The sequence below is a fragment of the Enterocloster alcoholdehydrogenati genome (assembly GCF_013282095.1).
Taxonomy (GTDB): Bacteria; Bacillota; Clostridia; order Lachnospirales; family Lachnospiraceae; genus Enterocloster; species Enterocloster alcoholdehydrogenati.
Genome location: NZ_BLTJ01000012.1, coordinates 98,734 through 124,388 on the forward strand (window position 1 = coordinate 98,734; position 25,655 = coordinate 124,388).

A 25,655-nucleotide genomic window follows, 5' to 3' on the forward strand; every position below is an offset into this window, starting at 1 on the left:
CTCTATGATATATTTTTCCCTGCAGACCCCATCCATCCCAACCCTTGAAGAGACTCAGGCGGTTGTCCAGGAGGTTCACCAGGACCTTCAGCAGCTGAAACCAAACGCTATTTTAGAAACAATCCGTTCCTGGACACCGGGCCTTTTATCCTTCAGCTACCGGCTCCTCTACGCCGCCATTATTATCATTATCGGAAACAGGATCGCCTTTTACCTTCGGCGTTTTTTAAAACGTACCTTTGACCGCATGGGAATGGATCTTGGCCTGAGCAAGTTTCTTATTTCTCTTGCAAATGCCATTGCCTATGCCATCGTTATCTTTATGGCCCTGGAAAAAATCGGGATCCCATCCACCTCTATTATCGCCCTTTTAGGCTCCGCCACCCTGGCTATTGGCCTGTCTCTTCAGGAAAGCCTGGGAAATTTTGCCGGAGGCATCCTCATCCTGGTGATGCGGCCCTTTGGCATCCATGATTATATTGTGTCTGAGGGCGTGGAGGGAAAGGTCTTAAATATCGGTCTTGTATACACCACTCTTCTGACGGTTGACAACCGACGGATCACCATTCCCAATGGTACCCTGTCAAATGCTGTGATCACCAATGTCACGGCACAGGAAAAGCGGCGTATTGACCTGACCATTGGTATCAGCTATTCCTCCGATCTGAAAAAAGCCAAGGCTATCCTAGAGCGTATTTACCGGGAGGATCCCCAGATCCTGCAGGATGAGCCCATCACGGTATACGTCGACCAGCTGGCCGACAGTTCTGTGATCCTGGGCTCCCGCGGCTGGGCTGCTACGGAGGATTACTGGGCAGCCCGCTGGCGCATTATTGAAAAAACCAAGCTGGAATTTGATGACGCCGGCATTGAGATTCCCTATAATCAGATGGATGTAAATATTTTTCAAAAAACTATTGACAAATAAGCTGCCATACCATATAATGTCTATCGTGTCACACAACAGCACATAGATATGCGCCTCTAGCTCAGCTGGTAGAGCAGTAGACTCTTAATCTATTTGTCCAGGGTTCGAATCCCTGGAGGCGCACTGAGAGGTCTGATTTTGCAGATATTGGAAGCTGCGGGGTCGGACTTTTCTTTATATGACAGATATGCAAGCCTTCCCGCATCAAAACAGGCGGGGAGGCTTTTTTATTCTCACAAACACAAAAAGGAGCGTTCCAATGGAAGAAAATCAACTCTTTTTAAAAGAAAAGCCGGTATTTCCCCTGCTGCTCTCCATGGCAGTGCCTGTTATGCTGTCCATGCTGATCAATTCTCTTTACAATATCGTGGACAGCATCTGGGTAGCCAAACTCGGTACGGATGCCATTACCGCAGTCTCTCTTGCATTTCCCTTACAGAACATCATCATGGCCCTGGGAGTGGGACTGGGCGTAGGCGCCAGTTCCCTGATCTCCATGAGCCTGGGAGCCGGAAAGCGGGAACACGCAGACCATCTGGCCTCAGCGGGCCTTTTGCTGGCGCTGATCCACTGCCTTGTATTCATAGCAGCAGGTATTTTCATCACGCGCCCGTTTCTCCAGATGTTTACAAATGATCCGCAGATTCTGGACTGGGCCTGCAGCTACACCTTTATCGTCCTCTGCGTTTCCTTCGGGCAGATCCTGCAGATGTATATGGAAAAGCTCTTTCAGGGCGTCGGAAAAATGAAAACCACCATGTACCTGATGGCAAGCGGATGCATTATCAATATCATTCTGGATCCCATTCTTATCTTCGGCTGGTTCGGCGCGCCTGCCATGGGCGTTGCAGGCGCAGCTGTGGCTACGGTAATCGGACAGATCGGAGCCCTTATCCTTTATGTGGCTGTGTACCTGAAAATGCCCATCGGCGTATCCATCCGGCCTCATCTCATGCGGCCGGACCGGGAACTCATCCGTTCCATCTACAGTATTGCTGTTCCCTCCAGCCTGATGCTGGCTATGCCGTCCCTTCTGACCGGGATCCTAAACGGCATCCTGGCTGCCTTCGGAAGCGTATATGTAGCTGTATTCGGCCTTTATTTTAAGCTCCAGAGCTTTGTAAACCTGCCCTCCAACGGCCTGATCCAGGGAATGCGTCCCATCATCAGCTATAATTACGGCGCCGGCGAACACGGGCGTGTGCGCCAGACCATCCGCTGCAGCCTGGGGATCACCGCCGTCATCACTCTGGCGGGAACTATTGGAGCCGTCTTCTTTCCCGGCCCCATCCTCAGGCTTTTTGACGCCGACAGCCAGCTGCTGCTGTACGGCATACCGGCGCTGCGCATTATCGGACTGAGTTTCCTGATCTCCACCGCAGGCATCGTTGTTCCCGGCGTATTTGAGGCCATTGGCCGGGGAAAGGAATCCCTGATCATCTCGCTTCTGCGCCAGCTTATTATCATCGTGCCTCTGGGATGGATCCTGTCGCGCTTTTTGGGCCCTACCGGCATATGGATCGCCTTTCCGGCGGCAGAAGCAGCAGCGGCCGTAGCGGCGTGGAAAATGCTTGGGAGAATCGGCAAAAAGCAGGTTTCCTAAAATCCATTTTCACATTGACAACTCCCCCATTTAATGATATAAAATAATTGATTTATGCGTCTTTTTAATGATTTATGCAGCCGGTTATGATTCATAGAGGCGCGCTCAAAGGTCGGACTTTGCAGGTACTCAAGAAGCTGCTGAGTCGGACTTTTCTTTTTTATAAGGAGGAATTTTCTGTGAAATATATTCATCGGCTGGCAGGCGTCTTTATGGCGTTCTGTCTGATGATCCTGTTATTTGTAACCTCTGTGGAAGCGGTCGTCTACTGGACGCCGGGATATTTTGAAAAGGAATACACAAAATATCAGGTGCTGGACGACCTGCCGCCTATGACTATGGAAGACCTTCTGGATGTGACGGATCAGATGATGGCCTACCTGCGGGGAGACAGAGCAGATCTCCACGTCATGACCGTCATAGGCGGACAGGAGCGTGAATTTTTTAATGCACGGGAAATCGCCCACATGGAGGATGTAAGGGGACTGTTTCTGGCCGCTATTTCCATCCGCCGGATATGTTTGCTGCTGTGTGCGGCAGTTCTTTTATTTATGGCTGTTTCAAAAGCAGATTTTAAGCGGGTTCTCCCCCCTTCCCTCTGTCTTGGTACCGGATTGTTTTTCGGTGTAATCGCAGCCCTTACCGCGGTCATTTCCACGGACTTTACAAAATACTTTATCATGTTCCACCACATTTTCTTTAACAATGACCTGTGGATTCTGGATCCTGCCACCGATATGCTTATAAATATTGTACCTGAGGGTTTTTTCATGGATACAGCCGGCCGGATCGCCTTTACCTTTGGCAGCCTGTCCCTGATCCTGTTTGCCGTCTGCCTGACCCTGACTATTAAAAACAAGCGCCGCCCATAGGAGTATGACTATGAAACGACTTTTTCCCCTGATCCTCTGCCTGTGCCTCATCCTGGGCCTTACGCCCCGGACCGTCCTGGCAGCTTCTCCCTGGCCCTCCAATGTTTCCATTGAAGCGGATGGCGGTATCCTGATGGATGCTGACACCGGTACTATTCTATATGGAAAGAATGAGAACCAGGCCTACTATCCTGCCAGTATCACCAAGATCCTTACAGCCCTGATCGTACTGGAAAAATGTGATCTGGATGAAATGGTCACCTTTTCCCATGACGACGTTTATAACGTGGAGGCGGGAAGCAGTACGGCAGGGATTGATGAAGGGGACGTTCTGACGGTGCGTGACTGCCTGTACGCCCTGCTTCTGGCCTCTGCCAATGAAAGCGCCAATGCCCTGGCCTGCCATGTAAGCGGCTCCAGAGAGGCTTTTGCTGAGCTGATGAACGAAAAAGCCGCAAGCCTTGGCTGCACGGGCAGCCACTTTGCTAATCCCAGCGGCTTAAATGACGAAAATCACTACACCACCGCCCACGACATGGCCCTGATCGCCCAGGCAGCTATTAAAAATCCCACGTTTGTGGAGATCAGCGGTACCCGAAGCTATCAGCTGGCTCCTACAAAGAAAAATCCTGAGGGAGGATATGTTGCCAACCATCACAATATGATAAAGAAAAATACGGCAGTTACCTATCCAGGAGCATTTGCGGGAAAGACGGGATATACTTCCCTGGCAGGCAATACCCTGGTAACCTGTGCCAAACGTGATGGAATTACCCTGATCGCTGTGGTGTTAAACGGCCATCAGACCCACTACCGGGATACGAAAGCGATGCTTGATTTTGGTTTTTCCAATTTTCAGTCCTTAAAGGCAGCAGATCACGAGACCGCTTATCCGTCTCTGAAAAACGATATGACCATCGCCGGGATGACGGCAAAGGACAGCATTTCCCTGTCTCTGGATCCTAACAGCCGAGTGATCCTGCCCAAGGATGCGGTCTTTTCCGACCTGACTCCCAGTCTCTCCTATGAGCTGGATCAGAACGCGCCGGAAAATGCCATCGCCCGTATCTCCTATTCTTATGATGGCCATGAGGTCGGAAAAGTGTATCTGTGTACAGCAGCCCCCACAGCCGCAAACAGACAGGCGCGATCCGCCGCCGAAAACCAAAGCGGAACTGCTGCAAAAGACAGCCCGCATAACGCAGAGCCCCCGGACAGCAACGCAGCAGACAGCCCTCAAAGTTCTGACGCCCCAGGCAGCAGGAATACCCGCAGCCAGAACCAGCCAGACGGTTTTCCCGACCGTTTTTTCGGACTGCCCCTGTGGCTGGGAGTGTGTCTGGCAGGCGGAGCCGTCCTGATCCTTGCCATCATCCTTTTCCTGATCCTCCATGGCCGTAAAAAAGAACAGGATGATCTTCTGCGCCGCCGTCAGCGGCGATTGGAGCGGTTGGAGGATATGGGCTTTTCTTCCTCCGATTTTGACCAGATGCTTTCACAAAAGCGCAGCTCCATGCCATCCTACCGCCGCAGAAAGACCCGCCTGCCAAAGCGTACCCGCCGTAAATAAAACAGCCGGGGTTCATCCCCGGCTGCCCCTGCCATCAAAAGGAGAAAAACATGACTGCCCTCCACCTCCCTCTTCCACGGGAACCCTTTCATATAAAAAAAGCAATCCTGGAAACCATCCGCGCCCTGCCTACTACCATTGTCTACATGGCGGCAGCTACCCTCGTTTCCACCCTTATGTTTCATTTCACCGATAACCTGATCAATGTATCCCTTGTATACATTTTGGCTATCATCCTCAACGCCAGGGCCACCAGCTGCTACGGCGCGGGCATCATTGCCTCACTCTACAGCGTCTTTTGGGTTAATTTTGCCTTCAGTGTGCCGTATATGAAGCTGAATTTTACACTCAGCGGCTATCCTCTCACGTTTCTTGGGATGACCTTTATCTCCTGCTTTACCAGCAGCATCTGCATCATGATCTCCCGTCAGACCGCCCTCATCCGGGAACAGGACCGAAAGCTTATGAACGCGGAAAAGGAAACCATGCGGGCGAATCTGCTGCGGGCCGTATCCCATGACCTGCGCACTCCCCTGACCACCATCATAGGCTCCAGCGCCACCTACCTGGAACGCGAGGACTCGATGTCAGCCACGGAAAAACGCCAGCTGGTAGCAAACATTGAAGAGGACGCCCAATGGCTTTTAAATATGGTGGAAAATCTTCTGTCCGTCACCCGGATTCAGGACTCCAGCGGTTCCCTGGCTGTTGTAAAAAGCGAAGAACCCTTAGAGGAAGTCATTTCCGAGGCTGTACAGCGTTTCCGCAAGCGGTTCCCTGACGCTTTGGTCCGCGTCACCATCCCCGGCGCCTTCATCATGGTTCCCATGGATGCAAAGCTCATTGAGCAGGTGATCAACAACCTGCTGGAAAATGCCCTTTTCCACTCCGAAAGCCATGAACCGATCGATCTCATTGCCCGGACAGAAAACGGCGTACTTTTCATTACCATCAAAGACTATGGAAAAGGCATCGATTCCAGCCGCTTTCCCACCCTCTTTGACGGCGGCGGCGTATGCACCAATCAGAGCGGAGACGGACGCAAGGGAATGGGAATCGGTCTTTCTATCTGCAAAACCATTATAAATGCTCACGGCGGTTCCATAGAAGCCGCCAACCACGCAAGCGGAGCAATGTTTACCTTTACCTTACCAGACTGGAGGGAATACTGATTATGTCAACAAAAGCAAATATCATTATTATTGAAGATGAAAGAAACATATGCAGCTTTATCAGCCGTGTCTTAGAGCCCGAAGGTTACCGGGTCATTACAGCCGCCACCGGACGGGAAGGCCTGCAGCACATTACCTCCGACCACCCGGATCTGATCCTTTTGGATCTGGGCCTGCCGGATATGGACGGTCTTAAGCTCATCGAAAGTGTACGTTCCTGGAGCACAACTCCTATTATCGTTATTTCCGCCCGCACCATGGAAACCAGCAAGGTAGAGGCCCTGGATATGGGCGCTGACGATTATCTGACCAAACCCTTCGGCACCGGAGAGCTCTTAGCCCGCATCCGCACTGCCCTGCGCCATGCTCAACGAGGCCAGACCCATTCTGCCTCCCGTTATGAAGTGGGAGAACTATCCATTGACTTTGAACGCCGTCTGGTAAAGGTAAAAGGCCGTGAAGTCCATCTGACCCAGATCGAATATAAGCTGGTCTGCCTGCTGGCACAGAACGCCGGACGGGTCATGACCTATGAATCCATTATCACTAAAATCTGGGGCCCCTATGCGGACAGCAACAATCAGATCCTCCGCGTCAATATGGCACACATCCGCCGGAAGCTGGAGGAAAATCCCGCAGAACCCCAGTACATATTTACTGAAATCGGCGTCGGCTACCGGATGCGTGAGGAATGATCCCGGAACGGGAGGGCATCATGGCCGCACCAGATCTTTTTCCGATGCAAAAAAGCCTGCCTATGACTTTTTAGGCAGGTTTTTTCTTTTCTTCTTATTATCTTCCCTTTTCTGGATCAGCTGCTCCAGCTCCTCTTCCCCGGCTTCCCTGATGGTCTTTACCCCATAGTAAAGCTCCCGCTCCGACTTCTTTACCCGGATCTTTCCTCGCATATATCCATGCTCCGGGCAAATGCCGACGGCAAAATAAAACCGCTGCCCGCAGGAAAACCATCGGATCTTCTTACGCAGCATACGTCTGCATTTTAAACACACAAGATCGCTCATTTCCTTATTTTTAAGCAGCTCTTCCCTTGTTTCAAACTCTTCTGACACATATTTGGAATATTCGGGGAAATAAAGCCGATAAGCCTCCCCTTTCCCCGGCAGGAGATAATAATCCACCGATACATAAACTCCAAACCGTTCCAGATCAATTTTCTCAAAGATATCTGCGGTGTAGCAGGCATCATTAAACGCCCTGTGAAACGCGCCCTCCTGCGCCAGCCCTTTTTCTGCCGCCGCCAGATCCAACGCCATACGGCTGCTGCCGTCCCCATATTCCAGAGAATACAGTTTCTGAACATCATAATACAGAAGCGGGCGCAGAAACGGCTGCGGCAGAACATAATACGCAATATTTCGCTCCAGCTCCGTCAGATCCATGGGACCCCAGGTGCAGAACCTGTATTCCTCAGGCCCGCACCATTCCAGAAACTCCCGGATCACCTTGGGAAAGGATTCCCCCTCCCGGCGAAGCTGCTCTATGTCCAGACCAGTCACTTCCTGTATCTTGAAATGCAGTTCGTCATAGACCTGAGGCTTTACCAGCCGGTGAAATTTCCCCGCCCGTTTCCGGTTCTGATCCAGCTTCACTGCACCGATTTCAATGATCTCAAAGGGCAGATGCCGGGTCTGGCCCTCCTTCCCATCGGGGCTCTGATTCCATTCCAGGTCAAGTACAATATAATTCATTTCCATCATCCTGTCATTTTCTAGTGCGCCTGACGGGACCTTTCAGGCGCTTTACTATCTTATCATATGACAGAGCATATGGAAAGGGGGGAGGCGCAAAACGCAACTGGTATACATACCTGGCTATCTCGTTCAGCCAGTCATCCCCTAGTTGCTCTTTTTTCATCTAAATACTCAAAAAAACGGTCTGGAAGTTCAAATGATACCTCATAACTTTGCCCTTTCATGGGATCTCCCCCCTTATACCTGACCCAGCCGGGGAAGGAGGCCATTGGCATCTGTCCCCCGGTCTTTTCAATCGTTCCATACAAAGGATCTGCTGGAAAGCATTTCTCACTGCACCATACATCCAGCCATTCCAAATAATCCATGGTAATTCCGCCGCAGTGTACCGCAGCGGGCATAGAGAAAAATTTAAGGAATGAATCTGTACCACTCTGCCCATATTTCTTAACGGTACGTTGGTAAAAATCTACAATTTGCCATGGACTAATCGACATATCATTCCAGCTGGTAAATAAAATCAGTTTTCCTCCATGACAAATAAAATCATCAAAGTCTGTTTTAATATCATATGCCTCTGACGCCGCTTTCAGCAGCTGCAAAAGTTCCCTATCCGGGTTTAAGTAATCATGATCAATCAGCTTCCAATTCCTGTCTTTTGCAATAAAATATTTAAAAACACCGTCTGAACGGTCGCCGTGATGTACATTATATTTGGTATCAAGGGGTTCTCTGGGAACGGGATCCGGTCCCAGATCCATAAGTCCTCCTTCCAGCGCACTGTATCCATAATAGCGTCTTTTCCCTTCGGGCAGGCAATAGTTCAGTTCAAAACCATCTTCATAGACGTTCAGTGTATGAATCTGTGCCTCAGTCAGCTTATATTTCTTTTTAATTTGCATTAAAAACTCTGAGCAATTCATTCTGGCAGCATAAATATTTGAAATAATTCCATCCCTAATCCCGTCCAATCCATCATAAAGTTCAATCGCGTCCGCCTGAATTTTTTCGATTGTTTCCTGATCAATAAAACCATCTGAAAACGGGTATGTATTCGGGTCATAGCTGTCATATACCGCTTTTGATAAAAGTGCCCCCCACACTCGCAGCAGCACGAAGTCCGAAACTGGGTCTGCACAAAATATGCCATCATAATATTTACCATATGTTGTCGCGCATTCCAAAGCTTCTCTGCCGCCTGCTGAGCCGCCCGCAAAGTATGTATATTCTGTATCTGTACCATAGAAAAACTTTACCAGAAAGTGCATAATGCTGTTTGTTTTAATCAGATGGTCTCTAATATAATTTTGGAGCGCCTCTTCATTCTCCGCAAATTCAGCTGACATAGTATCTTCCGATTGATGTCCTGAATCATCGCCAAATACCACATAACCATGATCGACCGGTGAATATTCAGACATAAGCATCGGTCCTTCTAACTCAGGAATTATCCCGTTATTAGCCCCGCCTCCAATCTGAACACTTCTTTTATTCCATAAATAAGGAAGAAGAAACTTCCACTCAATATTGGGAGCTGACGGATCCTTTGGATAAATCACACCCTTTACTGTTAAATACTTTATCTTGGTATTTTTCTGCGCCTTCTTTCTCTCTACATCCTGTATTTGTCCGCCTCTGTTATCTCCTATTATCATATCTTGAGAAATAACATATCCTGCCGCTGTTGAAATCCGTTCCTCTAATAACGGAATCATTTCCTGTCACCCCATCCTGTCTTTCAATATTTTATAAATTTCCATGTAACTGTACAAAACAGTGGGAAAACAGCGATGCTTCTTGAATGACGAAAGGCATTCAAGAAGATACCCTATTCTGAAACGTTACATTTCCATAAATATTTTTTGTGATGTCAATCATATATTGTACCGGTGCAGAGATATATCCCCCGATTCTTGTCAGAATAACAAATTTCCAAGTAATCGGTTTTGATCCAACGGAAAATATCTCCACATCATCTACTGGAGGTGCATTAAAATCTGATGCAAAAGCAACTCCAAAATTTTGCGAAACCAGTTTCCATATCGTATCTATAGATGAAAACTCCATACTTTTAGGAGACATATTATAACTCTTCATCATTTTATCTGCTACGCTTCTTAGCCTTGATCCCTTATTCAGCATCAAAAACAGCTCCCCCTCCAGCTGACGAACGTCAATCCATGGATGTCGAAAACCATATTTCATAACACCTTTTAAATTCCAGTTCTTAGGCGCAATCAAACAAATCTCTTCTGAATCCAGTTCTTCCGCATGAAAATCCCATTTATTCTGTTCTCCGTCCTCAATTGTAAGCATGGCGAGCTGAATCTCTCCATTTCTGAGCAGTTCTTCCAATCTTACCGCATTTTCCTGATAAACACGAAGCTCAAACCCCGGATATTTCTTGTAAAACAGCGGCAGCAGACTTGGAAAAATGTCTTTCCCACGCCCCAGCGTAGATCCTATGGCAAGAACGCCACTTTTCATTTGCTTTATGTCCTTAATCTGTTCATTGAAATTACGATCTATCTCTATCATCTGCTTCGCGTATTTCAAATATTGTTCTCCCGCATAAGTTGGAATCATCTTTTTACCCACACGCTCAAACAGTTGTATTCCATACATCTCTTCTGTTCTTGCAAGAAACTTGCTTAACGCCGGTTGGGAAATAAATAAATTCTCCGCAGCTTTTCCAATCCCCTGTACCTTTGCTATTTCAAGCATATATTTCTGTTCTTTTAACTCAGCCATCGCAGTTACCCTCCAATGTTAAAACAGGTGCCCTGAATCATTACTATTTATATTATAAAGAAAATAACTGCATCTGGAAAGAAAAAAGGTATGCCTACTTAAAATGGAATGGCACCTACCAGCAAAGAGCCTGCAAAACAAACGGTGCAAATCAGCATTGCCCACTTAAAGGTAAACTTCCAATGGTCTTTAAACTCAATTCCAGCAAGCCCAAGTCCAATATACATAGCTGCTGTTCCAGGATTTACAAATACCTGAGGAACAAATGTCATCAAATAGCTTGCCGCTGCCTGCAGTGGAGTAATATGCTCAGCTGCAATAGACTGAAGCATTGGAACAATCGTATAAGCACAGGCTTCGTGATTTAGACCCAACGCACTCAGAGGCCCCCATAAGAATCCCATAACCGTATTTACATGAGCGGTCGTGCTGCCAGATAAGATCCCTGAAACCACTTCTACCATGGAATCTTTCATTGGGCTATTATTTAATACTCCTGTAAATACACCGGAGGCAAACAGTACACTTACCATAGTAAGGACTGTAGGCGCATAGGATTTTAAACGTTCATTCTGTAGTTTCGCATCTGGATAATTCACAACCAGCCCCAGTGCTGCCGCTGCCATAAAACACAAAAAGGTGGGCAGCCCAGACGCAAACATTATAATAATTACCGCCACAATTAGAATAACATTGAATCCAAACAGATTGGGCCGTAAAAGCGCCTTCTCAGCTTCCGATTTATCTGCCTCACTAAAAAGCTGTGATGGTTGCACACCTTCCTTCAGTCCCGCTCCCCTCTTTTTTTCCTTCCACGCATAATACAGCGCAATCAGGAAACAGCAAATCAACCCAATAATCATTCCAGGAAGCTCTGCTATTAAAATATCTGTTGCTGAAATTCCGAAACCAGCCGCAAGACGGCCACAAGGCCCTCCCCACGGCAGGCAATTCATTACACCTGCAGTAATAGAGACAAGGCACATAAGAATCAGGGGCCTCATATTTAATTTTTTATAAATCATCAAAAAAGGGGGAATTACAATTAAATATGTAGTAGCACCAGATCCATCCGAATGTCCAATCATTGTTGCCAAAACGGTCAAAATGCAGACTGCTGTTACAGATTTTGCTCCCAACATCATTTTCCCCACAATTCGGTCAAAAACCCCCGCATCCATCATAACACCAAAGAAAATGATTGCAAATGTAAACATTGCGGCATTGCTTACCTGCCCCTTCAATCCATCCGTTACCCATAATGATAAATCCTTAAAATTCGGCCTCATAATTACTGCAAAAATCATGGGAATCGCAATCATCGGAATGGATGGCGTAAATTTACCAGATACCAGAACCACCGTCAAAATCAACATCATGCTAAATCCTAACACAGCATACATTGTAACGCTCATAACCTCAACCTCCACCATATCATTTTCACTAAGAGCCCCTGTAAGTTTTACAAATTAAATTATATATGAAACAAAACTTCAAGTGAAATGTTATTTTTAATTACTTTTTAATAATATAATGTTATTAAACCCCAGGTTTTTAACAATTATTTTGTTGTTTTCAATTATTTTTATACAATTCTTATATTTAATAATATATATATCATTTTCTTTATAACTTGTTGTTATGTATTGCTGCATTTTTTATATTTTAAATCATATTATTTTCATTTTATCGTATATATTGTATTGCTTTTTGCAACAAAATCATATGAACTTGTGATCCTAAATTTATCATCTGTTAATAACGATTGAATAACATTCGGTCCCTTTTACGCAAAAATCCGGATCCCGCTCTGTTTTCAAAGCGGAACTCCGGATTTTGATGTACTTTAACAGATATAATCCATTTTTTCTATGCACTTTTAACTTCAAATTATCTCTAACTGCACCACATTTTCTCCCATCACGCAGCTCTCCCCATAGGCCGCCAGCGGATCTCCCCTCCTGACGCCCAAAGCAGTTGTATAATAGAGTACAACTCCCGCAAATTCCGCCCGCACCTCCTGAAGTGTCTGGCCGGACATGGATCTTAGTTCTCCCAGAAGCTGGCCTTTTTTTACAGTCTCTGCGGCTTTTATGCAGGGATACCAGAGCCCGTCCTCTTTTGCTTCTGCATAGACAGCCCTACAGATTTCGGTCTGTACTGCCGGCTCATTCTCCCCCGGAAGAATAGAAAGATGCCGCAGCAGCCTGCGCACATCCTCCATACAGTCCTCCTTTTCTTTCTCCGACCATCTTCCCCCGCACCCCCGCTCGGCCAGAAGAGCAGGAATACCTCTCTGCACCGCCCAGCTGTACAGACCATTTCTGGCATGAGATCGCACCCGGTAAGACACCTTCAGCTGCTTTGCAGCCTCTAACGATGCCTGATATACTTCCCCGCAGTTTCCCGCGGGAAAGAACACCAGCGGGCAAAGATCCTCGTTCCAGTCTCCTCCGTGAAGATCCGCCAGCAAGTCTGCCGCCGGATAAAGCGCCTGCTCCAGGATATACGCCATCTGCAAAGAAATACTTCCCCCAGGATCTCCTGGAAAGGCCCTGTTCAAATTGATTCCGTCCTCCGGCACTACCTGCTTCACCCCATCATAAAATCCCTCAGGATTTACCAGGGGAAGCAAAACAGCATTTCCGCACATACGGCCGGGATCCAGTTCCTTAGCCAGTTCAAGCAGCGCCTGAATCCCCACATATTCGCAGCCGTGAACTCCTGCCGTAACCGCTAAAGTCCTTCCGGGAAATGCGCCGCAAATGCAGATCGCCTCCAGAGAAAGCCCTTCTGTAACCGGAAGCTGCACGATTCTCTTTTCCCCTGGAGCAATAGTATTTCCATAAAATATCATATTTCCTGCTCCTTTGTGTCAAATACAATAATGGATTCCAGCAGACTTCTGGCATATGGATCCTTTGTCCGGCCGATCTGTCCGGTTGGAAGGTGCTCTGTGATCCGGCCCTTATACAAAAACAGCACCTCGTCGCAGAGATACGTGACCGATGTCAGATCATGGGTAATGAAAATGTACGTTAGCCCCATCTTCTCCTTCAGTTCCCTCAGAAGATCCATCACCTGTACCTGGGTATGGGCGTCCAGAGAGGAAATCGCCTCATCAAACAGAATCACTTCCGGTCTGCAGGCCACCGCACGGGCAATGCACACCCGCTGCAGCTGGCCCCCGGAAAGTTCATGAGGAAACCGTCCCTCAAATTCGGTCGGAAGGCCTACCAGCTTAAGAAGCTGCGCTGTCTCCGCTTCCCGGTTAAGCCGCACCTCCTCACGGCGCTCCCTAACAGTCAGCCCTTCTCCAATGATATCCCGAATCCTAAATCTTGGATTTGCAGAAGTTGTATAATCCTGAAAAACCACACTGAGCTTATTTTGCAGATTTTTCCGCCCCGTCCGGGAACCGTAAACCGAAACACCATCCAGAATCGTTTCTCCCCGATCCGGCTTTAACAGGCCGCAGAGGACACGGCCCATGGTAGACTTACCGCTTCCTGATTCTCCCAGCACACCCAGGCAGATTCCCTTTTTTACCTGAAAAGAAATATCAAACAGAACCTGCTGTCTGGTGTGTCCAAAAATCTTCTCCTGACGCTCACTCTTAAAGCTGACGCAGACGTCCCTCATTTCAAGCATAAGACGCCTCCTTTTCCTCTAATATTCCTTGATACCGCTCCATCACGGCGGCCCGCTTTTCCACCAGAAGGCGCGTATAGGGATCCGACGCATGATGAAGGATATGGTAAAAATCACCCTGATCGGCAACCTGGCCCTGATTAAGCACCACAATCCGATCAGCAACCCGTGAGATGGCATTTAAGTCATGAGAAATAAATATCATCGCCATCTGGTGCTCCTTTTTGACCCGCAAAAATTCATTCAGGATTTCAAACTGAGTGATGGCATCAATGGCTGTGGTAGGCTCATCCGCAATCAGCAGTTTTGGTGTCATGGACACAGCAATGCCAATCATAATTCGCTGCAGCATACCTCCGGAAAGCTGGTGCGGATACTTTTCCAGCGTTTCCTCAGGACTTCGGATACACATTTTTTCCAGCATTTTTAGCGAACGCCGTCGGATCTCCCCAGCGTTCCAGTCATTATGTGCTGCAAACGTCTCCGCAATCTGATATCCCACCCGATATAGCGGGTCAAAGCAGGTCATGGGATTCTGCAGTACAATTCCCACCTTTTTCCCACGAAGCCGCCGAAGTTCCTCCGGGCTGCGCCCCAGCAGCTCCTGTCCCTCAAACCGGGCGCTGCCGGATACGCAGAATCCCTTATCCAGCAGTCCCATCGACGCCTTAATAGACATGGATTTTCCGCTTCCTGATTCTCCCAGGATTCCCAGGCACTCTCCCGGCTCCACTGCCAGAGAAACACCCCTGACCAGTTCTGTTTTTTTATGTCGCTGTCTCAGGGACACCCGCAGTCCTTCTAATTCAAATACTGGTTTCATTGTTCTGCCTCCTTTGGATCCAGCACATCTCTTAAAGCATCCCCCATCAGATTAAAGCAGCATACCAGAATCACAATAGCCGCTCCGGGAGCCAGCATCTGAACCGGATTGCTGGTCAGCACCTCCTTTGCCTCGTTGAGCATGGCCCCCCACTCCGGTACAGGAGCCTGAACCCCCAGCCCCAGAAAAGAAAGGGTGGAAATATTGATAATGGCCCAGCCCACATCCAGGGAAGCCAGCACCGCCAGATCCGAGGTAATGGACGGCAGAAGATGCCGAAACAGAATAAACCGCTCCGGCATCCCCACGCAGCGGGAAAACTGTACAAAGTTGCGGTCTCTATACTGCATTACTCCCGTGCGGATCATCCTTGCATACCAGGCCCATTTGATAAACACATTTGCAAGAATTACATTCTGGACATTGATCCCCAGGAGGGCCACCACCGCAAACACCATAATCTGACTCGGAAACGAGAGCATCACATCCACCAGCCGCATGATTACCTCTTCCACAATCCCCCGAAAATATCCCGCCGAAATCCCCAGAACAGCCCCCAGACCAATCGTTCCCGCCATTGTCACCATGGCAAGTCCCAGAGTAGGCCGTATACCGTATATCATTCGGGACAGCACGCACCGCCCCAGCTGATCCGTTCCCAGAGGATATTTCCAGCTGTAATCCGCAAATTTATTAAGAATATCCGTAGCATAGGGATCATTGGGAGCGATCCATGGAGCAAAAATCCCCATAAGAGCAATGACTGCTACCATTCCCACGGTCGCCACGGCAGTTTTATTATGTAGAAAACGGTTTCCCAAAGTCTAATCCTCCCTTCTCAGTCTGGGATCCGATACTGTCTGTAAAATATCAAACAGCAGGTTAAACACCACAAAAAGCACTCCGATCAGCAGTACATACGTCTGGATCACCGGATAATCCCGGTTGAAAATAGAACTGATACACAGAGTACCCAGACCTGGCCATGAAAATACATTTTCCACTACAATAGTGCCTGAGATCAGCTGCGGAATACTCATTCCCATTGCCACAATACAGGTGTGCATGGAGTTTTTTAGGATATGCCTTACCAGAATCTGCCTCTGAGGCAGACCCCGTACATTTGCATAAAGTACATAATCCTGTTTCATATTTTCCAGCATATTGTTGCGGATTAGACGGATATAAGTGGAAATGTAGCTGAGGGCTACAGTAAAGGAAGGGAGGATCAGATGACGCCAGGTGCCGTTCCCATTTGTGGGAAGCCACTTAAGCTTAACGCTGATCCCCCACATCAGCAGCAGGCCTACCCAGTAGGCCGGCATAGCCGTAGAGATAAAAACCACGCCGCGCATCAGCCGGTCAAACCAGCCGTCTTTATACACAGCGCATAGAAAACCAATGGGGATGCTTAACACTAACACGATCACAAAAGAAGCTGCTGCCAGCTGCAATGTGGCAGGGAGACAGCGCAGCAGCTCCCCAGCCACAGTGCGGGCCGGATTTACATAGCTGATGCCGAAATCCCCCCGAAAGCAGCCTGCAAGCCAGTCAAAATACCGAACCATAAACGGCTTATTTAATCCCAGCATCTCCTCCATCCGGGCAACGGCTTCGTCTGTGATCACGGGCATCTGCTGGATACGCAGCGCTACCTCGGCCGGATTGGAGGGGATCAGATTGATAAACATAAAACACACAAAGGAAATAGCCAACAGAAGCGGTACGGCCATTAAAAGCCGCCTTACAACATAGCGTTTCATGAACTGCTCCTTTCGGCCCGTCAATAATACATATCCGCAAAGGGAACGTCATACTGGTCGGTTCCGAAATGTACGCCGTGAAGGTCAGATGTATAAAGGGCTTTGTTGCACTCATAGGTCAGAGGAATATATACCGCATCCTCATGGAGCCGGGTAAGCACAAAGGAATATAGTTCCTGCCGCCGTGTCTCATCGGTAGAGGTCAGAATATCTGTAATCGCCCTGTCAATTTGATCCTTGTCCTCCAGTCCCTGCTGAGCCGCAAAATCACCATACACCGGAGCCCGCATGGCTGCCAGCGAAGACTGAGGATCATAGGGCATACCCCAGCAGATATTAAATACCATGTCAAAGTTTCCAGCCTTCATATTATCCCTGTAAGACTGTTCTTCCTCTCCATGGATGTTCATGGATATTCCCAGCTTCTGATATTCACTCTGCAGATACTCAGAAATCGTCTTTTCTGTCACACTGTCGCTGTTATAAAGAAGATCCAGCTCCAGTTTCTTTCCATCCTTAGCCCGTATGCCGTCACTTCCCATTACCCAGCCTGCCTCATCCAGAATATGTCCAGCCTTCTCACTATCATAGGAATAAGGCTCCAGATCCACATCGCAGTAAGGGATCGTAGAAGCATATAAGGTCCCCGCCGGCTGCTCCAGACCATAGAAGATTCCGTCTGAAATGGCCTGACGGTTGGTGGCGTACTGCAGCGCCTGACGCACCGCCAGATCCCCCAGGATCTCATGGGTTGTATTTAAGACAATATGTCTGGTAGAAGTGGGATCAGACAGACCCACCGTAAACTTATCACTGTTCAGGTACTGGCTGATGGCATCCGCATCAATCATGTTTTTTCCAAAGATCAGATCGATTTCTCCCGATTCCAGAGCCATAATGCGGGTCTGATTATCCGGAATCACCTTTACTGTAATCCTGCGGATCTTCGGCTTTTCTCCCCAATAATTTTCATTGCGCTCAAACACTGCATACTCATCTGTCACAAAATCCGTCAGAACATACGGGCCTGTGCCGATATATCCCTCTACCCCATCCTTTGTACTTCCGTTTTTCATACAATTGGGAGAAATCATGGCGAACGGCCGGATACAGCCAAGTTCCGTCAGCATGGGATAGTATGGCTCGCTCAGTTCGATCACAAAGGTATCGCTGTCCGGCGCAGAGACTCCCACCAGCAGATTCATCATTTCCAGCCAGGTATGGCGCTCCTTATTTTCAATGATTGCATTGAAATTCGCCAGCACCGCATTGGCATCACAGAGTGTCCCATCGGAAAAATACACACCGTCCCGGATATTAAAGGTATATGTACGCCCGTCCTCACTAATCGTCCAGTCCTCAGCAAGACAGCCCTTATACCCATCCTCTGCAGAGCTTACCAGGGTATCATAAAGAATACTCTGGGCATACATTTCGCCTGCATATAAATGAGGGTTTAGGTCGCGGATATCACGGTAATTCACAAACACCAGCTCATCTTTTCCCGTATTCCCGGCCTCTGCCGTTATTTCATTCTTCTGTACAGCGTTTCCCCCGTCTGTGTTCTGTCCGCAGCCCGACAGCGCCGTAAGCATCAGTGCACTCCCCAGCAGGGCGGCAATCATCTTCTTTTTCATATTTTCCTCCAGTAAAACAGGTCATTCGGTTAACATTTTTAAGTATACCTTAGTTAGTCGCATCTTACCAGAGGCCAGATATTCATGGAAACCTATAACATTTTGTTATATCGCTCCTGTCATCCCGGCTGCGCCGAAATACATCTGCCGTTTCTTAAAACATTTTTTTAAAACGCTCTGTGATCCACAGCGCCTGCCGTGATAGGGGCCGCTCCGGGTTTCTTACATATCCCACCTGAAGAAAGGGTTCACATCCATGGATCGCCAGCGGTTTAATGTTATACTGGGCGTATGGCTCATACATAAACTCAATTCCCAGGCTGCATACATCCGTATGAAGCAGCATATCCAGGTTTAAATGATCGCTGTTGGTATAGACTGCGTGCTTCAGATTCCTGGTATCGATCACCCCCATGCTCACCGTCTCCAAATGATGCTCCATGGAAAAAAAGTCTCTTACCCCTCTCATGAACTTCAGTCCCGGCAAATCTGAAAAATCAATACTGTCTTTCTCATACAGCGGATTATGCTCCCCCACATACACGCATATCTTCTTCACATCCTGGGCCACAAACTCCAGCTTTTTATGGGAGAGAATATGCTGGAACACCGGTACCTGTTTCTGTGCCACATAGACGATGCCGATCTCTGAGATCCCCTGGTGCACATGATCCGTAATTTCCTCAACCGTACCTTCATGATACTCAATGCGAAATTCTCTCCCCCACTCCTCATAAAAATCCACCAGGAGCCTTGCAATCATATTGCTGGGATATGCCGACAGACATAAGCTGTTTTTTTCCTCCGGAACCGCCAGTGAAGAAATAGCCGCAGTATTTTTCAAAATCTGTTTCGCGTGCTCCAAAACCATCTTTCCATAGGGTGTAGGCTGCACCCCCTTTCCCGTCCTCATCAAAAGAGGCCTCCCGAGCTCATGCTCCAGAACCCGGATATTTTTACTGATATTCGGCTGAGAGGTATACAGACATTCCGCTGCCTTGGAGAAACTCCCCCTCTCACACGCTACTACAAAAAATTCCATCTGCTTAATATCCATTCCCTGCGCCTCCATCCAGTTAGTTTTTGCTAATTTGTATCATTGTACCATATACGCGGGTGAATTGCCAGTACACGCCAACACGGGCCGTATAACAAAAAAAAGACAGGCAGAACACAATCCGTTTCCTGCCTGTCTATCTCTGTCCTCTGTATGATGGCTGCCATTTGGGGCTGCTTTATTTATTCGTTCATTCTGTTAATAATTCTCCGCCCGCACCTCAAAATAACTCTGAGGATGGCTGCAGGCCGGACATATCTCCGGCGCCTTCATACCCACTGCAATATGGCCGCAGTTACGGCACTCCCAGACTTTTACTTCGCTCTTTGCAAATACCTCTGCCATTTCCACATTCTTAAGCAGCGCCCTGTATCTCTCCTCATGGTGCCGTTCAATCTCTGCCACCAGCCGAAATCTTGCCGCCAGCTCAGGGAACCCCTCTTCTTCTGCCGTCTCTGCAAATCCCGCATACATATCCGTCCATTCGTAGTTCTCTCCCTCTGCGGCTGACTTTAAATTTTCCGCCGTATCGCCAATACCGTTTAATTCTTTAAACCACAGCTTAGCGTGTTCCTTCTCATTATCTGCTGTTTTCTGAAACAGAGCCGCGATCTGCTCGTAGCCCTCCTTCTTAGCCTTTGAGGCAAAAAATGTATACTTGTTTCTCGCCTCTGACTCCCCTGAAAATGCCATTCTTAAGTTTTTTTCCGTCTGTGTTCCTGAATATTTGTTCATAACCGTCTCCCTTTCTTTTAATTATGTCTGTGTTCCTATTCTTTCCATCTGCCGGACATATATTCAGCCTCTTTCAGATCTTTCCCATACTGTATGCCCGCTCTAATCCCACCAGAAATACCACATACCTGACCTGCGCAGCCCATCCGCCAGACTGCATATGGTTCCTTCATCCGCTGCATCCGGACAGAAACAATACTGCTCCTGGGCCAGTTTTGCCGCACGCTCCTTTGGCACAGGTGCAGGCACGGCAAATTCCAGCTCATCATGTGTCACAGCCGCAGGCACAGCCCCATACTGCTCATACCAGTATTTTGCAGCCGCCATCAGCTCCTCTGTGCCAGGACACTCGTTCCATCCCCCAAAGGGCAGATAAGCAAATATCTCCCAGGGATTCTTTACCGGAATCATCGCCAGGATCAAAGGTGCTGTCCGGTTGGTGCCATTCTCCCAATAGGACAGAAAGCTGTTATTCTCTTCACCTCCCTCCATGTTTCCCATAATGATGCTTTCCCAGTCTATGCCGTATTCCCTGACTGTCTCCTTCATCTCATCCGGCAGCTGCAGCAGTTTCTTTCCATCCTTTACCGGCAGAGAAAGAATCCTTTCCCGATATTCCTTAACCTTCTGCAGATCAAAGCTGCCATCGGCCGCTTCCCCGCTATCCGGGTCAGAATTCATAATAAGACACTTAAGGAGCAGTTCATCTGCCCGAATCAGCACAGGAACATAACCATCTTTCCTGCCCCTGCGGGCGGCATAGCCATAGTCCGCTGTAATGGGATCGTCATCTGCCAGAGGCGGAAAATACCTGCATTCACAATCTAAATACCTCATCAAAGCCCTGGCCACCGGCGTAGGCTCCTGATCCCTGGGAGCGGGCCTCCAGCCGTCCCAGCGTTTCTTTATGACCTTAGCCATTTCCTGATAATATTTCTCGTCAGAGGGAATAAAAAGGTACGCCTCATCCTTAAATTCCTCTGCATAATATCGCTCCTCCCCAAAATACCCAAAAGCATAGTCATCAATATCCGATGGAAAATAGGGCGCACTCCTGTCACTGTAGTAATACTCTGCAAACGCCTCTCCCTGTTCGTTAAAAATATCTCCGGTCAGCACACCCTCCAGCTCATCCCGAATAAAAACCCGCAGGTCTGTATGCTCAGGGTCTGTCAGGATCCCCTTCACCCACGCTGAAGCCATATGCAGAAACTCTCCGCGCATCATATGGTGTTCAATACACCACCGCAGGTAAATCGCCATATGGTTAAAGGCCGCAAGCTCCTGTACAGGAAGCCCCTTTTCACGAAGACATTCCAGATGCCATTTCCCGTTATCCATCAGCAGTTCTCCGCTTTCCTCCTCCTGCAGTTCCCTGCGCTCTGCCTCTGTGAGAACATCCAGCCGGTACGGATCGATTATCCTGCTGGATCCTTCCATCTTTTCCAGCAGCTCCTGGGCAGTTTTTTCCTGCTTATACTGCATTTCATCCCTGTAAATGGGGATTACCTGATAAAAACATACCGTATCTTTGTTCGGCAGCAGGCATTCCTCCTGCGCCTCCTCTGAGGAAATCAGCATTGCAGCGCACAACTCCGTGTTTTCTGAAAATGGTTCTCTGTAATCCACTGTATGCCCCCATCCAAGCCAGGTATCGCAGTTTCCCGGCAGACGGGCCAGAGACTTTAACAGCCGAACCGGCCAGTACCATTTTTCATCCTGCATCGCCTCCTGATCCAGCTCCCAATAAGGAGGCAGGAAAATAACCAGCTCCGCCCGCTCCAGCCCCTGTCCCGCCAGTTCCTCCGGTATATTCATCCGGTGAGCGCCCATTCCCATCGTAACCAGAGTATAATAATCCCGGTTCCCATCCGGCGGAATAGTACAGATATCTACATGGATATCCGGCGATACAAGCTCATGAAACACACTGGAAAAGTCCCCGAAATACTCCTTTATATAGGCTTCCACCGCACTCATTTCATCCTCTGTATAAAGCTCTGGGCCTATGGAACCGTTTTCCCGTTGGATCAGGCTGTCTTCCCAGGAGGCATTCTGCAAAAGCTCCAGCTTTACCGGCTCCCCCTGCTCTATTCCATCCGCCGACAAAGATACTCTGAAATACTTCTCACTGTCCGAAAGTCTGTAGAGCAGTTCAATTCCAAGATCCAGACCAAACAGCGCTGTCTCCAGCATCGCCTCCTGATCTTCTGCAATCTCCCGCACAAGCCACTGTCCGCAATCCAGCCTTTCCTTCTGCTGTTCCAGCCACTGCGGCGGCAGCTTAGACAGTCCAGCCTCATTCATCCGAAACACCAGCTCCACCTCACGTCCCCGGATCGGATAATGAAAGCTGCAGTACGGACAGTTTATTTTTAAATCTGCTGGGATTGGATGAAACAGTTCCTTAAAATACTTAACCCCCTCTGGGCGGACGCAGATACAGGAAATGGATCTCATCTTTGCGGCTTCATTTTCATCCAAACCATCCTGAAGCATTTGGTCAAACCGCGGATCGATCCAGTGATATTCCATCTGCTCCAGCCCTGCGTCTGCCTTTATTTCTTCCCCCAGAGTCAGAAACTCGTGATCCCCCGGTTCCAGCAAAAGGCCCTGCTCTACTGCCGCCAGAGCGCCCTCCCTGTCTCCAAAATGGCTGCGCAGCTTTGCCGCCTGCAGCCAGATCCACGGATAGGACGGCTCCTCCTGTATTCCGGCCTCTGCGTAATGTCTCGCCTCATCCAGACGGCCGCAGTACATTAACGCCACAGAATAGCGGTAATACCACATTCCGCAGCCTTTTGCATTCCCCTCTGAATATGTCATCCACTGCGCTGCCTTATAATAATATTCATATTCATCTATGTTGTTGCAGCCGTAAGAATACCACAGAGCAATCTGCAGATCCCTCTGGGCCTGCCGTCTTGTAAACCTTCCCTCCTTTTCCCCATTCTGAATAAATGTATCTATGTATCCAATCATCCGGTAAAAGTATCCTGTACTGCCCTCGTCAAAAGACGCCAGGGTATCCATATCCTCTTTTGACAGCAGGGAACCCGTCTCTTGATGCACCGCAGCCTCCGGCTCTTCCTCCGCCTCCTCCTTTGTCTGGTCTAAGAGACACACTGCACCCACATCCTGCCGGAACGACTGGAAACTGGCCCATGAAAGTCCGCTTTTCTCAAAGAAATCCGAGGCCGCCTCTAAAACCAGCCGAAGATCCCAGGCGATAAAATCCAGATATCCGCAATATATGCCCGTAGCCCCGCCTGAAAATGTCACCGCATCTTCTCCTGCCCGGGCTGTGACCGCAGCTTCCAGTCTATCACGAAATTCCATGACTGCCTCAGCCCGGTTTTCTCCTGTAAACATATCCAGAGGATAAAAGAAAAACCCGGCCGCCACACCATCCTGATGGTATGCATCCATCACAGAACTCTCACCGCTCAGAAATCCCCGAACCAGCGAAACACAGCGGGTAGAGCCAATATACGCATCTGTACGCACCTTCTCCTGTGAATCCCGGTCCGGTTCCAGTTCATATCCTGAATAGCTGTGTTCCAGATACTCATCAGCCTCCATACAGAAAGATATTCCCATCGCCTTTAACAGCTCAGGCAGCCGTGACAAAGCCGCTCCCGGATCAGACCGCCGTTCATTCACCGCTTCAAATTCACCGATCACTGCCATGGCCGGAATTTCCCCCAATATCTGATCTGTCAGCACAGACAGCATCCACCATACTCTGTCCTCATTTTCCTGAAACATATCTAAAAGCATTTCACAGAACAGAGTAAGCTTAATTCGGTTCTCATCCAGCCTCTCGATCCAGATTTCCACATCCTTCGCTGAAATCTGGTGCCCAAAAGCCTTCAGCTCAAACCCTTCCGATGTCTGCCGCCCCACCCGGATATTCCATTGTCCTCTCAGAGAAACTGGCGCATGGCGCTGGAAATAGACCAGTTCAAACAGCCGGGCCTTATCCCCCTCAGGCGTAAGGATCAGCTCATACTTCTCTCCATTATATCCCAGTTCAAAATTTACATCCTTAAGGGCCGTTTCCAGTATATCCCCACACTCCGCGATCAGCGTTTCCTCCACGTCTTCCTGATTTCTCCGGTCTATAAGCCCTCGCAGATGCTCCTCCCTCTCCTCAAACACAGCCCACGCCTCCAGCGTGCGCAGACGAAAATTCTTCTCAAAAATGGGCAGCGTCAGCCTTCTCCTGCAGTCATTGATCATCTCCTGCGTATCCACATCCCCAGGTCTGGCCTCCAGCGCCTTTTTGAAATAATAAAGCGCACGCCCCTCCTGATCCAGATAATAATATGCATATGCCAGACGAAAATTCCAGTTGTGATCACCCGCAAAGTACGCCTCATGAGGCTTTAACAGCTCTGCCGCCTTCTCAAAAAGCGCTCGATCCCCCACATCTGCAATATTATTACAGGCACGCGCCAGCTCACTGTCCAGCTCAGGCGTCCTTTCCTCTTTTGGCAGCGCCTCTATAGCATCTATGATGCTCTGATACTCTTCCCGATCATTCCAGATTTCGCATTGTTCTAATAACGTCATACCGTTTTCTCCTTATCTGCGCTGTGGTTTCCTGTAATCTCCCATGCCCGTCTGCCAGACCCAGTTTCCTTCTGGCTATTTACAGCAGCAAGCCAAAACGCCCTTCGCGTATCACGCCCGCCATCCTGCGTAAATAAAAAATCCCCATGCCTTACCGCTTCGTCAGCAGCCAGGCACAGGGCATGAAAAAAGACCGCACAAAACAACCGCTTACCGCGGCAGTATCAAAACACCTTTGATACAGTTTTGCCGGTCTGTAATTCTCCGTTTTGGAAGATGCATCCATAAATCATCCTCGCAGTCTTTGTCTGTATGTAATACCAATAAAGGACATCCCCTCACCAGCAGAAACATATCCCCTGCGGGAAACTCCCCTTATCTGCCGATGATACCTTTATCATAACAAAAAAGAAGTCAATGTGCAAGGATTAAAGGGAGAGCGGACGAGACAAACATAAAAAAGAACCATCTCACCGATGATTCTTAAGAGAGGCGACAACCGGAATCGAACCGGTGATAGAGGTGTTGCAGACCTTTGCCTTACCGCTTGGCTATGTCGCCATATTAACTTATTAAAAATGACCCCAAGGGGATTCGGACCCCTGTTACCGCCGTGAAAGGGCGATGTCTTAACCGCTTGACCATGGGGCCTTAACACAAATGCTTATATATGAAAATAAAACTCCCCGAGTAGGACTCGAACCTACGACCCAACGGTTAACAGCCGTTTGCTCTACCGACTGAGCTATCGAGGATTACTAATTATGCTGACTGAAACAGTATACTATACTTTTTCTATTTTTGCA

General features: G+C 48.5%; 19 protein-coding genes and 4 tRNA genes. 7 read left to right on the forward strand and 16 right to left on the reverse strand.

The genetic code is table 11. From position 1 onward, the window contains the following. Nucleotides 1-4 precede the first annotated feature (4 nt). The 7 genes from HW447_RS13955 to HW447_RS13985 all read left to right on the forward strand — a co-directional run bounded on the left by HW447_RS13955 (nucleotide 5) and on the right by HW447_RS13985 (nucleotide 6,840). Nucleotides 5-928 (forward strand): mechanosensitive ion channel family protein, encoded by a 924-nt coding sequence (locus tag HW447_RS13955; protein WP_176255746.1) that lies wholly within the window; start codon nucleotides 5-7, stop codon nucleotides 926-928. Between the two features lie 50 nt (nucleotides 929-978). Further along, a tRNA-Lys gene (locus tag HW447_RS13960) sits at nucleotides 979-1,051 on the forward strand. 136 nt (nucleotides 1,052-1,187) lie between these two features. Beyond that, entirely contained in the window at nucleotides 1,188-2,531 is a 1,344-nt protein-coding gene (locus HW447_RS13965) for an MATE family efflux transporter (protein ID WP_176255747.1), read from the forward strand. A gap of 179 nt (nucleotides 2,532-2,710) precedes the next feature. Beyond that, nucleotides 2,711-3,403, forward strand: a complete 693-nt coding sequence (locus HW447_RS13970; RefSeq protein WP_176255748.1) for a TIGR01906 family membrane protein — start codon at nucleotides 2,711-2,713, stop codon at nucleotides 3,401-3,403. Nucleotides 3,404-3,413: 10 nt separating this feature from the next. Next, on the forward strand, nucleotides 3,414-4,973 hold the full coding sequence (locus HW447_RS13975) for a D-alanyl-D-alanine carboxypeptidase family protein (protein ID WP_176255749.1): 1,560 nt from the start codon (nucleotides 3,414-3,416) through the stop codon (nucleotides 4,971-4,973). A gap of 50 nt (nucleotides 4,974-5,023) precedes the next feature. Beyond that, on the forward strand, nucleotides 5,024-6,145 hold the full coding sequence (locus tag HW447_RS13980) for a sensor histidine kinase (protein WP_176255750.1): 1,122 nt from the start codon (nucleotides 5,024-5,026) through the stop codon (nucleotides 6,143-6,145). A 2-nt stretch (nucleotides 6,146-6,147) separates the two neighbouring features. After that, nucleotides 6,148-6,840 carry a response regulator gene (locus HW447_RS13985; protein ID WP_176255751.1) on the forward strand — a complete coding sequence of 231 codons (693 nt, stop codon included), beginning with the start codon at nucleotides 6,148-6,150 and terminating at the stop codon, nucleotides 6,838-6,840. Nucleotides 6,841-6,900: 60 nt separating this feature from the next. On the opposite strand, the gene HW447_RS13990 is transcribed toward HW447_RS13985, so the two are convergent. The 16 genes from HW447_RS13990 to HW447_RS14065 form a co-directional block, all read right to left on the reverse strand. Continuing rightward, the gene (locus HW447_RS13990; RefSeq protein ID WP_176255752.1) at nucleotides 6,901-7,854 is read right to left on the reverse strand and encodes a 3'-5' exonuclease; all 954 of its coding nucleotides are present in this window, start codon (nucleotides 7,852-7,854) and stop codon (nucleotides 6,901-6,903) included. A gap of 140 nt (nucleotides 7,855-7,994) precedes the next feature. Beyond that, on the reverse strand, nucleotides 7,995-9,416 hold the full coding sequence (locus tag HW447_RS13995) for a tannase/feruloyl esterase family alpha/beta hydrolase (RefSeq protein WP_176255753.1): 1,422 nt from the start codon (nucleotides 9,414-9,416) through the stop codon (nucleotides 7,995-7,997). A 256-nt stretch (nucleotides 9,417-9,672) separates the two neighbouring features. Then, a complete protein-coding gene (locus HW447_RS14000; protein ID WP_176255754.1) occupies nucleotides 9,673-10,608 on the reverse strand; it encodes a LysR family transcriptional regulator in 936 nt (311 codons plus the stop codon). Nucleotides 10,609-10,706: 98 nt separating this feature from the next. Next, nucleotides 10,707-12,023 (reverse strand): SLC13 family permease, encoded by a 1,317-nt coding sequence (locus HW447_RS14005; protein WP_176255755.1) that lies wholly within the window; start codon nucleotides 12,021-12,023, stop codon nucleotides 10,707-10,709. Nucleotides 12,024-12,493: 470 nt separating this feature from the next. Further along, on the reverse strand, nucleotides 12,494-13,465 hold the full coding sequence (locus HW447_RS14010; RefSeq protein ID WP_176255756.1) for a M14 family metallopeptidase: 972 nt from the start codon (nucleotides 13,463-13,465) through the stop codon (nucleotides 12,494-12,496). After that, entirely contained in the window at nucleotides 13,462-14,259 is a 798-nt protein-coding gene (locus HW447_RS14015) for an ABC transporter ATP-binding protein (RefSeq protein ID WP_176255757.1), read from the reverse strand. The genes HW447_RS14010 and HW447_RS14015 overlap by 4 nt, the downstream gene beginning before the upstream one ends. Beyond that, entirely contained in the window at nucleotides 14,252-15,082 is an 831-nt protein-coding gene (locus HW447_RS14020) for an ABC transporter ATP-binding protein (protein ID WP_176255758.1), read from the reverse strand. The genes HW447_RS14015 and HW447_RS14020 overlap by 8 nt, the downstream gene beginning before the upstream one ends. Then, complete coding sequence (opp1C, locus tag HW447_RS14025) at nucleotides 15,079-15,903, reverse strand: nickel/cobalt ABC transporter permease (protein WP_176255759.1); 825 nt, start codon at nucleotides 15,901-15,903, stop codon at nucleotides 15,079-15,081. Before opp1C ends, HW447_RS14020 begins: the two co-directional genes overlap by 4 nt. Before the next feature lie 3 nt (nucleotides 15,904-15,906). Then, nucleotides 15,907-16,845, reverse strand: a complete 939-nt coding sequence (opp1B, locus tag HW447_RS14030) for a nickel/cobalt ABC transporter permease (RefSeq protein ID WP_176255760.1) — start codon at nucleotides 16,843-16,845, stop codon at nucleotides 15,907-15,909. Nucleotides 16,846-16,865: 20 nt separating this feature from the next. Next, entirely contained in the window at nucleotides 16,866-18,482 is a 1,617-nt protein-coding gene (nikA, locus tag HW447_RS14035; protein ID WP_176255761.1) for a nickel ABC transporter substrate-binding protein, read from the reverse strand. Between the two features lie 154 nt (nucleotides 18,483-18,636). Then, nucleotides 18,637-19,539 (reverse strand): LysR family transcriptional regulator, encoded by a 903-nt coding sequence (locus HW447_RS14040; RefSeq protein ID WP_176255762.1) that lies wholly within the window; start codon nucleotides 19,537-19,539, stop codon nucleotides 18,637-18,639. A gap of 198 nt (nucleotides 19,540-19,737) precedes the next feature. After that, nucleotides 19,738-20,274, reverse strand: a complete 537-nt coding sequence (rbr, locus tag HW447_RS14045) for a rubrerythrin (protein WP_176255763.1) — start codon at nucleotides 20,272-20,274, stop codon at nucleotides 19,738-19,740. 102 nt (nucleotides 20,275-20,376) lie between these two features. Continuing rightward, nucleotides 20,377-24,849, reverse strand: a complete 4,473-nt coding sequence (locus HW447_RS14050) for a suppressor of fused domain protein (protein ID WP_176255764.1) — start codon at nucleotides 24,847-24,849, stop codon at nucleotides 20,377-20,379. Nucleotides 24,850-25,339: 490 nt separating this feature from the next. Continuing rightward, a tRNA-Cys gene (locus HW447_RS14055) sits at nucleotides 25,340-25,410 on the reverse strand. An 18-nt stretch (nucleotides 25,411-25,428) separates the two neighbouring features. After that, nucleotides 25,429-25,500, reverse strand: a tRNA-Glu gene (locus tag HW447_RS14060). Nucleotides 25,501-25,531: 31 nt separating this feature from the next. Continuing rightward, nucleotides 25,532-25,604 (reverse strand) — tRNA-Asn (locus HW447_RS14065). Nucleotides 25,605-25,655 lie beyond the last annotated feature (51 nt).